Genomic DNA, 10108 nt, shown 5'->3' with positions numbered 1-10108 from the left:
GCGTGCTCGGCGCGGGCAAGAAAGATGTGCTATTGATAATTTTAAACGCGTAAGTGTGTGATAGCACACTTTCTTGTTCTTTATGTAAGTATAGGTGGATTCAGACCTTTTGAGGAACTTTTCATCTGTAGTTTATAAAAACTTTACGATTGCAGAATGTTAATTAAACAGCAGACGTGTTATAATGTGTAGTAACAGTGAGCAGTTGTATTACTGTAAATGATACGAAACAATCAGGAGATGCCTATGAAACTAAAGACACGTTTGATCGTTGCATTCTGCATTATTATTATTTTGCCAATTGCTCTGGCAGGAGCAGCCATTTTGGGTTTGTATCATATTCAGACGAAAGCCATTCAGAAGAATTATGGGCTGGAAGCATCGGATACACAGGGCGTATTATCAAATTCTCTGCAATTGATGAGCAGGTATACGAAGGCAGAATATGATGAAATCTGCAATCTGGCCAAGACAGATCCGGAGAAACTGGAATCAAAAGATTATCTGACAAAAGTAAATAAGAAATTACAGGAGAAAAGTTCCTACCTGATTTTTTGTAAAAACGGCGTTATGGTATATAACGGATATCAAGGTGATTCTGTGATCAGTGATGAGCAGTGGGAAGAAGAATTACCGGCATATGGTGAGGGGGATAAGGAAACAGGAGCCGGTTATTATGTAGATAACGACGCCCAGTCTCTGCTGAAGCAGGTTGACTTTGAATGCAATAATAATGATAAATGCAGTGTTTATATTATTACATCCTCAGAAAGTATTCAACCGGAAATCAAGCGGCTGATGATTGATATCGGAGTATCTCTCCTGCTGATCCTTGCGTTGACAGCAGGCGTGATGACAATCTGGATCTACCGTGGAACGATGGTACCGATCAAAAAGCTTCAGATTGCCACGAAAAATATCAAAGAAGGAAATCTGGATTTTACCATTGATTATGATGAACAGGATGAAATGGGAGATTTGTGCCGGAACTTTGAAGAGATGCGTAAGCGCCTGAAGGAATCTACCGAAGAAAAAATGGCGGCAGAAAAGGAAAACCGTGCTCTGATCAGTAACATTGCGCATGATCTCAAAACGCCGATCACAGCTGTCAAAGGTTATTCTGAGGGTATTTTGGATGGTGTTGCTGATACACCTGAGAAGCAGGAGCGTTACATTCGGACAATTTATAACAAAGCAAATGAGATGGATCGTCTGCTGAATGAACTGACATTGTATTCCAAGATTGATACGAATCGTATCCCATATAACTTTAAGAAAATCAATGTGGCAGATTATTTTAATGACTGCATTGAGGAAATCGGCCTGGATCTTGAGACAAAGGGCATCGGTCTGACATATTTTAATTATGCAGATGAGAATATTATAATTATTGCAGATCCGGAGCAGTTGATGCGTGTCGTTAATAATATCGTTACAAATGCCATCAAATACATGGACAAAAAGAAAGGGCAGATTAATGTCCGGATAAAAGACGTAGGTGATTTCATTCAGGTTGAAATCGAAGATAACGGAAAAGGAATTTCTTCCAGAGATCTGCCATATATTTTTGACAGGTTTTACCGTACAGATTCATCGAGAAATTCTTCCACCGGAGGAAGCGGCATTGGTCTGTCCATCGTAAAGAAGATCATCGAAGACCACGGTGGAAAAATCTGGGCGACAAGTAAAGAAAAGACGGGTACGACCATGTACTTTGTCATTCGAAAATATCAGGAGGTACCAAATGAGTAAGATTTTAATCGTAGAAGATGAAGAGGCAATTGCAGATCTGGAGAAGGATTATCTGGAATTGAGTGGATTTGATGTGGAGATAGAAAACGATGGAACAAGTGGTCTGGAGCGTGCATTAAATCAGGAATTTGACATGTTTATCCTGGATCTGATGCTGCCTGGCACAGATGGATTTGAAATCTGTAAAAAGATCCGTGAAAAGAAAAATACACCGATTCTGATGGTTTCTGCGAAAAAAGATGATATTGACAAAATTCGTGGGCTTGGACTGGGGGCAGATGATTATATTACAAAGCCATTTTCCCCAAGCGAATTGGTAGCACGTGTAAAAGCGCATCTGGCTCGTTATGAACGCCTGATCGGAAGCACTGCACAGAAAAATGATATCATTGAAATCCGCGGTATCCGCATTGACAAGACAGCCCGCCGTGTATGGGTAAATGATGAAGAAAAGCAGTTTACAACGAAGGAATTTGATCTGCTGACATTTCTGGCGGAGAATCCGAACCATGTATTTACAAAGGATGAGCTGTTTTCAAAAATCTGGGATATGGAGTCTATCGGTGACATTGCAACTGTAACGGTTCATATCAAGAAAATCCGTGAGAAAATTGAGTTTAATACTGCAAAACCGCAGTACATAGAAACAATTTGGGGTGTGGGATACAGATTCAAGCTGTAGAGCAACAAAAGTGTCATGATATTTTAAAAATACAATTGCATATCATAAAGGCGGGCAGATTTACAGGAAAGTACGTAAATCCTGCCTGCCTTATTTGTGAAAGAGATGAGGTTTTATGTAATATGAGAATAAAGCAACCAGAAATAATTTATGAAGATGAAGCAGTTATCGTATGCCGCAAAGAGGCAGGCGTTGCGGTGCAGACGGCTCGTGCCGGTCAGGCAGATATGGTTAGCCTGCTGAAAAATTACCGTGCGAAAAAGAAAGAAGAGCCGTATATCGGATTGATCCATCGTCTGGATCAGCCGGTAGAAGGAGTGATGGTATTTGCCAAGACAAAAATGGCGGCGGCAAAGCTGTCGGCACAAGTCAGCAACCGCAGTATGGAAAAAGAATATCTGGCAGTTACAGCTGGTGTACCACAACCAGAAAAAGGAGAATTATGTGACTGGCTGTTGAGGGATGGCAAGACAAATACATCCACAGTTGTGGCAAAAGGAACACCGCAGGCAAAAGAGGCAAAACTGAGCTATGAAGTGGTAGAAGTACGGGCAGAAGGACAGAAGGCTTTGGTGCATATCTGGCTTCATACCGGCAGACATCATCAGATCCGTGTGCAGTTTGCGCATGTGGGTTATCCGCTTTATGGGGATGTGAAGTATGGAACAGCAGCTGGTGCCTATTGTCCAGTGGCATTATGTTCCTGCCGTATTGCTTTTAAACATCCGATAACTGGAAAAGAGATGGAATTTGCAATCGAACCAAAAGGAAAGGCGTTTCATATTTAAAAGAGAGTGATCCTGTTTCCATATGGGGCTTGCATTTCTCGTCGAATTCATTGTATGATAATAAATACAATATAGATAGGATATATAAGGGAGTTACAGAAAGGGTAAGTGAAATATGGAAATCAAAAATGTCACGGTTTTGCCCGGGGAGACGCAGGTAGGACTATTTATCAGCGGCAGTGCTGCTGAAAAAAATATTTTGTACACTTGTGATGACCTGGAACATCAGGACAAAACAGAACGTTGTCTTTTTTCCGTGTACGATAATCATGAAGAGGCCGAAAGTAAAGATATTGAGGAGGGATATGGTTTCCCTTTGCAGAGATATCTGGATGAAGCTGAAGTTGCTGAGGCAGAAGAAATCAGACTGGGAAGTGTGGATGGATTCGAGTCTATTGTGACGGAATTAGAGTCTAAACGGTATTATTTTCCGGAACTTGTAAGTGGAAAGGCAACCGGACGGGAGCTGCGAGATGCTTTTATTTCTTTCTTTAAAAACGGTATACCGGTGAAATACTATCCGCATCCCACAATCATGTTTGGACAGCAGGGACTGGAGGATAAAAATAAAGACTATTTTGCCAAAGGAATCCGAATGCTGGTGGCTGGAAGCACAGAACGAGGATTCTGGGTACGTGGCGAAGGGCTGCGCTGTAACCGCTATTTTTCACTGAGCCGATTTTTTGAGTGGAACAGCGCGCAGGCGGGAACCATGTACTGGATGAAACTGGAGTTTTCGGATGGAAGCAGTCGGAAAGTACCGGCGGTTCAGCTTCCAGTGGAATTCTGGAAGGAACAGGCAGAATGCGCGCCGGAATATCTGAAAAATCTACAGGTTGTGAATCAGGACGGTAATGTGGTCGGGAAAGTTATGGATACCATCTGGCTGTTTTTGGCAGATGAGACATACAAGCAGATCGGTTATTATGATGGACAGAATGTGATCACAGATTTTGCCGGTGTGTTGGCCGGAGCAGAAAAGCCGGTTGTTTCTAAGAAAGAGATAAAAGTTCCGCAGACGAAGGAAGCGGACAGCGAGTTTTATATTCGCATCATCCGCCTGGGAAAGGAACTGGCGACTTACCATTATTCGTTGGAAGAATTGCATGCATTATATGGAAATGTTGCGGCGGAGGAAGAATACTGCTATTATAATCATAATATGAACGAAGGTCAGGGCGGATTGCGGAAAGTGACAGGACACGGCTGGTTGTTGCTGGCGTTGTTGGAATATCTGCCGGAGATTCCTTCCCGGGAAGAACTGGAAAACGGTTCGGTGACATTCCAGATTTTTACCAATGATAATTATAAGGAAAAAATTGCGTTGGAGGCGGATGAACTTTCGGCCTATCGGTTTATGCTGGCTTATGAGCATGATCAGCGTTCCGAGGATCAGTTGGAGAAAGGTGATACCAGTAGCTGGGCAGATGCAAAACGGAATTTTGTACCGATTAAGGGTACGACACCGTTCCGGATTTATTGCGGAAAGGAAAGCGCAAATCCATCCGTTTATAAAAATGCAGCAGGAATGGTAGTAGACATTCTTGTTTAAAAAGAAAGGAAGCATACTATGATCATCGATCATTTTAACAGACAAATAGATTATGTCAGAATATCGATTACGGATCGCTGCAATCTGCGATGCAAATACTGTATGCCTGAGGATGTTCCTTTTGTGCCACATGAGCGGATTTTACGCTATGAGGAAATTGTGCGTATTGTGAAGGTGCTGGCGGATCTTGGTATCAGCAAAGTAAAGGTAACCGGCGGGGAGCCGCTGGTGCGCCGGGAATGTGCGGATCTGATTCAGGAGATTCATGAAATTGATGGAATAGATATGGTTACATTGACCACAAATGGCGTATTGTTAAAAGAACAGCTTCCAGCATTGCAGGAGGCGGGACTGGATGCTATTAATGTCAGTCTGGACACATTGCAGCGGGAGCGTTATCAGGAAATTACCGGCAAGGATGTATTTGAGCAGGTGATGAATGGAATCAAGACTGCTTACGAGAGTGGCATTCCGATGAAGATCAACTGTGTCCCGGTGCAGGGAGAAAATATTGATGAACTTCCGGCATTTTTTGAGTGGGCGAGACAGAAAAACGTGGCCGTTCGATTTATCGAAATGATGCCAATCGGTTATGGAGAAATCTATAAATCATATCCGGTGGAGGAAATCCGTAAAGAATTTTTTGCGCATTATCCGGGTGCATATCTTATGGATAAAAAACTTGGAAACGGGCCGGCGGTGTATTACAGCGCACCGGGGTTTGCCGGTGAAATCGGAATGATCGGTGCTGTGCACGAGAAGTTCTGCAGCGGATGCAACCGGATTCGGCTGACATCGGAGGGATTTTTAAAACTTTGTCTGTATTCCGGGGAAGGCGTGGATCTGCGGAGCATGATCCGAAGCGGATGTACAGATGAAGAACTGGCGCAGACCATCGGACAGGCAATTACGCGTAAGCCGAAGGAACATCATTTTGGAGATCATATAGATGCGGACACCCGCAAGATGTCACAGATTGGCGGATGATTCAAAAAAGATTGCATATTTGAAGAAAACGTATTATACTACGCTTAGTAAAAATAAGGAGGTACAATAAAATGGCACAGATTACCAAAGACACCATGATCGGTGAATTATTACGTGATCAGGAACATATCGACAGCATTGCTGAAGTATTATTTGGCATTGGTATGCATTGCCTTGGATGCCCGTCATCTCAGATGGAGACAATCGAGCAGGCTGCTATGGTGCATGGCATTGAGCCGCAGGAATTAGTAGACCGCCTCAATGATGTTGTAGCATAAGGCAAGGGTTTAGATATAATTTCACAAAAAAGATTTGCTTTACAGAAACTTATTTGAGATTTTCTGGAAAGTAAAAAGAGCTGATTCGTACCATTTTGGCAGATCAGCTCTTTTTTTGTAACCATTCAGAGATTCGTTTAAGCAATCTCGCTTAACTGCTGCAGGGCATTTCCGTTGATGATCTTGCGGAAATGTTCTTCGAAATACGCCTGAATGCCTGCTGTGTATTTGCCCGGCTGCAGATAAGAGCAGAGCATATTGTTGACACGGTTAAACTCAGAGGCACTGTGCTGACTCTGATGTACGATCAGATGGTATGCGTTCTCCTGAGTATCTTTGTACAGGGTATTTTTACCCTGATAAAATCCGTGCAGTGCATGGGCTGCATTGATGGCAGAGTCCAGATTGCGGAAATGAAAGATACGAACCATGTTGGTCGGCAGTGTCTGTGCTGCAGGTTTTGCTTTGGAAGCATCGGCATTCTCCTTATTCTGCTCTTGACGGAGATGTTGGAGAAGCTGTAAAAACTGAGAAGCCGTCTCATCGATTTCCGGTGAAAAATCACTCACGTCGTGATCATTATCGGAGAGAAGTCCGTCCTCGTTTTCTTCATCAGTCTCAAACTGTGTAAAGTTGGAAAAACGGGTATCGAGTTCGTCCGGTGAATCTACTTTGGTGATGATCAGGACAATTTTTTCCGATGAGAGAGGAACAGCCTCCACCATGATCGGTATATCTTCTGCTTCAAATCCAAAATCCATTGCAGCCTGCTGCATCATATCGCGAAACAGCGATCTTGCTTTTTCAGAGCCGTAAGCCAGCTCACTTAATTTAATATTGCGTGAAGCCAAATCTTCGCTGGTAAGAGTGCAGCGAATCTGATGGTCATTAATTTTTTCAATTTTCATGCTATCACATCCTTACTTGTTAGAAAAGTATATATAATCTTGCGTTTTTCGTCAAGCATCCTTTCATAAAGATTCTGTAAAAAAGTATCAAAAAGTAAAAAGCATAACAAAATTTAATTAAAATGATAATTTAAGTTGATTTATTAATGAAACTATGGTATAAGTAATACAAGAGTTATCCGTGCAAGCGGACAGATTAATCACATATTGCGGCAGATTCATCAGAAAGGTTCGAAAGTTCTGATGGGGTTCTTAAAGCATCCGTACAAATTCTGTACATTAACCAGATGCTTCTGCAGCAAAGGGATTTTCCCACTGATCGATCAAAGGTCTTATGACAACTGTCAGAGACTGATTCTTAAGTTTTCCAAGATTTTGTGCAGAGAAGAAATTTGAAAATTCAGGCGTGTTTCTAGCTAGTATGTCTGATTTGGCGGAAGCTATGTGTTTTCAGAATAAACTGTCTGCGCCGGGGGCTCTTTCTACATGAAAGAAAAATGTTTTTGTTAGTATATGTGAATTTCACAGAACTGACAAAAGGAGAAGGGAGGCATGCAGGCTATAGTTGAATCGGAAGAAATGAACGGGATAAAAGTAACACAATAAAAAAATAATACGGAGGTAAAAAGAAAGATAAAGACGAATAGTGTCCCAATCGTTTTAAAAGAGGAAAACTGCAGTGAAGAACAAACAAAAATCAAATATTGGGTAAGTGTCAGAAAGACACAGGATACATATCACAGCATTTTCAGAAGGGGTTTATCTGAGTCTTGCGAATGTTTGACTTGAATAAAATATTCTGAAATACAAGTTATTGGCGGATTGTATATCACGAACTTACTTCCGCGCTGGTCAGAGAAGAGGTATTTATATGCAGCAAAATTATTATGCATTATCCGGACAGACTCTTCTGATCGAACTCCAAAATTATGAAAAACAGGGGATTTCAATCTGGCTGGAAGGACTTCCAAGTAATTCGGCGGAGGTATCAGAAGCCATGTGTGTCCGGGAAGACAATAATTACATGAGGGATTATGTATTCCAGCGGGGTGCATTATCCGAGGTCAGATTTGACAGGATAACAAAAAAATAGTATTGGCAGGGGATTCTCAAATACCAAAAAACAGAAATCTTACCTGCAAAAAAGGGCGGGGCTAAAGGTTGCATCGCCCTTTTTTTTCATGTATACTGAGGACAGCAAAAACACATCGCAGAAGAGACAAAGGAGGCTTACGATGGCTTCAGGAAAGCAGGGAAGACAGCAGCAGAGGCAAAGAAAACAGAGAGTCATTCTGGTGGCGGCAGTGGTTTTATTGGTCGTTGTGATCGCATTGATCGCTGGATTGACAACTTTTTTGAAAAAATATTCATCTTCAAAGGAGCGGGCAGATTACACAACTCATTATAATCTGAGCCAGGAAGATGAAATGTTTGTCATATTTGACAATGAGCAGATGGAGCAGAAAGGCATTGTGCAGGACGATGAAGTGTATGTGGATTATCAGATCGTACATAAATATCTGAACAAGCGTTTTTACTGGGACAGCACAGAGCAGGTTTTGCGTTATGTGACACCGGATGGACTGATCAACACTACGGTTGATACCGCATCCTATACCCTGGGAAAAGATGCGCAGACAGCAGACCATATCATTGCGATCCAGCGGGATGGCGAGATGTATCTGTCCATGAGTTTTGTAAAAGAATATACAGACATTCATTATGAATATTATACCGATCCAAACCGCGTGGTTATTTCGGACCAGTGGGATGAGGTGACTTATCAGAGTATTAAGAAAAAGACAGAAATCCGGGAAAAGGGCGGCGTCAAAAGTCCGATTCTGGCAGATGTGAAAAAAGGAGATCTTGTCACAGTGCTTGACACCGCGGGATCCTGGAGCAAGGTATGCAGCCAGGATGGATTTATCGGTTATGTGAAGACAAAAGCACTTGGCGGAGAGCAGGATGTATTGTATGACCATAACTTTACGGAACCTGTATTTTCGCATATCAGTAAAGATAAAACCATCAATATGGCATGGCATCAGGTGACAAATCAGTCTGCAAATGCAAATGTGGCAGATGTGCTTGGCAAGACAAAAGGAGTGAATGTCATTTCTCCGACCTGGTTTTATCTGAATGATGATCAGGGTGGCATTGCATCTTTGTGCAACCAGGCGTATGTAACTTATTGTCATCAGCAGGGTGTGGAAGTCTGGGGACTGGTAAGCAATCTGGAGAACCAGGATGTGGATGACACCAGTGTGTTCAGTGTGACATCCAGCAGGGACAATCTGGTAAATAACCTGGTGGCCGAGGCAATCAAGTTTGATCTGGATGGAATCAATCTGGATTTTGAACTGCTTCCGGCAGAGGCAGCGGACGGTTATCTGGAGTTTATCCGTGAACTGTCCATCAAGTGTGAAAATAACGATCTGGTGCTGTCTGTGGACAATTATGTGCCGGCATCTTACAATTCTTATTATGATCGTGCGGAGCAGGCAGTATTTGCAGATTATGTGGTTGTCATGGCTTATGATGAGCATTACAACGGATCCGATGAAGGTTCCGTGGCATCCATCGGATATGTACAACAGGGTATTGCTGATACACTGGAGGAAGTACCTGCTGAGCAGGTGATTCTTGGAATTCCGTTCTACACGAGAGTCTGGGAGTTGACACCGGTGGATGAATCCAATCCAAGTGATGATGAGGCGGCTAATGAGCGGGGATACACCATCAGCAGCGAAGCTGTGGGCATGAGTGAAGTAGATACCCGCGTGGCAGCAAATGAGGTAACACTTCAGTGGCTGGATGATTGTGGTCAATATTATGCAGAGTATGAGTATGACGGCAAGACGTATAAAATCTGGGTGGAGGATCAGAAATCCATTGGAGAAAAGCTGGATGTGATGAAGGACAATCATCTGGCTGGAGCATCTTTCTGGAAACTCGGATATGAGAAAAATACCATCTGGGATACCATCGTGGAGTATATGAACGCAGAATAAGCATTCCCCCGCTTCAAGTGCGTAGAGCACTAAGCGGTGGGTAGGGGGATGCTTATGTCAGTGGGAGTTAAAAGCTCCCACTGACAGGTCGCAAAGCGACTGCGTTCATGAGCAAGTAGCGAAAGCGGATTGCGAATGTCCGCTTTACTT

9 protein-coding genes are annotated in these 10108 nt (G+C 42.8%); 8 read left to right on the top strand and 1 reads right to left on the bottom strand.

Annotated elements, in window-relative coordinates:
• Positions 1-246 precede the first annotated feature (246 nt).
• The 6 genes from Q0I54_RS12400 (at position 247) to Q0I54_RS12375 (ending at position 6039) form a co-directional block, all read left to right on the top strand.
• Positions 247-1752, top strand: a complete 1506-nt coding sequence (locus Q0I54_RS12400; protein ID WP_296119029.1) for a cell wall metabolism sensor histidine kinase WalK — start codon at positions 247-249, stop codon at positions 1750-1752.
• A complete protein-coding gene (locus Q0I54_RS12395; RefSeq protein WP_296119027.1) occupies positions 1745-2434 on the top strand; it encodes a response regulator transcription factor in 690 nt (229 codons plus the stop codon). The genes Q0I54_RS12400 and Q0I54_RS12395 overlap by 8 nt, the downstream gene beginning before the upstream one ends.
• Before the next feature lie 122 nt (positions 2435-2556).
• A complete protein-coding gene (locus Q0I54_RS12390) occupies positions 2557-3222 on the top strand; it encodes an RluA family pseudouridine synthase (protein WP_296119025.1) in 666 nt (221 codons plus the stop codon).
• Between the two features lie 115 nt (positions 3223-3337).
• Complete coding sequence (locus Q0I54_RS12385) at positions 3338-4774, top strand: hypothetical protein (protein WP_296119023.1); 1437 nt, start codon at positions 3338-3340, stop codon at positions 4772-4774.
• A gap of 18 nt (positions 4775-4792) precedes the next feature.
• Positions 4793-5761 (top strand): GTP 3',8-cyclase MoaA, encoded by a 969-nt coding sequence (moaA, locus tag Q0I54_RS12380; protein WP_367270851.1) that lies wholly within the window; start codon positions 4793-4795, stop codon positions 5759-5761.
• Positions 5762-5832: 71 nt separating this feature from the next.
• Positions 5833-6039, top strand: a complete 207-nt coding sequence (locus tag Q0I54_RS12375; protein WP_021738537.1) for a DUF1858 domain-containing protein — start codon at positions 5833-5835, stop codon at positions 6037-6039.
• A gap of 137 nt (positions 6040-6176) precedes the next feature.
• Here the strand turns inward: Q0I54_RS12375 and Q0I54_RS12370 are convergent, their stop codons facing one another.
• Positions 6177-6947 carry an adaptor protein MecA gene (locus tag Q0I54_RS12370; protein ID WP_296119021.1) on the bottom strand — a complete coding sequence of 257 codons (771 nt, stop codon included), beginning with the start codon at positions 6945-6947 and terminating at the stop codon, positions 6177-6179.
• An 871-nt stretch (positions 6948-7818) separates the two neighbouring features.
• Here Q0I54_RS12370 and Q0I54_RS12365 point away from each other — a divergent pair.
• Both Q0I54_RS12365 and Q0I54_RS12360 read left to right on the top strand, forming a co-directional pair.
• Positions 7819-8040, top strand: a complete 222-nt coding sequence (locus tag Q0I54_RS12365) for a hypothetical protein (RefSeq protein ID WP_296119019.1) — start codon at positions 7819-7821, stop codon at positions 8038-8040.
• A 142-nt stretch (positions 8041-8182) separates the two neighbouring features.
• Positions 8183-9958 carry a glycosyl hydrolase family 18 protein gene (locus tag Q0I54_RS12360; RefSeq protein ID WP_296119018.1) on the top strand — a complete coding sequence of 592 codons (1776 nt, stop codon included), beginning with the start codon at positions 8183-8185 and terminating at the stop codon, positions 9956-9958.
• Positions 9959-10108: the final 150 nt, after the last annotated feature.

The sequence above is a fragment of the uncultured Eubacterium sp. genome (assembly GCF_934295145.1).
In the GTDB taxonomy this organism is placed as follows: Bacteria; Bacillota; Clostridia; order Lachnospirales; family Lachnospiraceae; genus Eubacterium_I.
Note: the sequence above shows the minus strand (reverse complement) of the source record. Positions and strands in the feature narration are given on the sequence as shown.

What these genes read in the sequence shown, in the direction of transcription:
- Q0I54_RS12375 (WP_021738537.1), top strand. Translation starts at nt 5,833, where the DNA reads ATGGCACAGATTACCAAAGACACCATGATCGGTGAATTATTACGTGAT.
- Q0I54_RS12400 (WP_296119029.1), top strand. Translation starts at nt 247, where the DNA reads ATGAAACTAAAGACACGTTTGATCGTTGCATTCTGCATTATTATTATT.
- Q0I54_RS12390 (WP_296119025.1), top strand. Translation starts at nt 2,557, where the DNA reads ATGAGAATAAAGCAACCAGAAATAATTTATGAAGATGAAGCAGTTATC.
- Q0I54_RS12360 (WP_296119018.1), top strand. Translation starts at nt 8,183, where the DNA reads ATGGCTTCAGGAAAGCAGGGAAGACAGCAGCAGAGGCAAAGAAAACAG.
- Q0I54_RS12395 (WP_296119027.1), top strand. Translation starts at nt 1,745, where the DNA reads ATGAGTAAGATTTTAATCGTAGAAGATGAAGAGGCAATTGCAGATCTG.
- Q0I54_RS12385 (WP_296119023.1), top strand. Translation starts at nt 3,338, where the DNA reads ATGGAAATCAAAAATGTCACGGTTTTGCCCGGGGAGACGCAGGTAGGA.
- Q0I54_RS12365 (WP_296119019.1), top strand. Translation starts at nt 7,819, where the DNA reads ATGCAGCAAAATTATTATGCATTATCCGGACAGACTCTTCTGATCGAA.
- Q0I54_RS12370 (WP_296119021.1), bottom strand. Translation starts at nt 6,947, where the DNA reads ATGAAAATTGAAAAAATTAATGACCATCAGATTCGCTGCACTCTTACC.
- moaA (WP_367270851.1), top strand. Translation starts at nt 4,793, where the DNA reads ATGATCATCGATCATTTTAACAGACAAATAGATTATGTCAGAATATCG.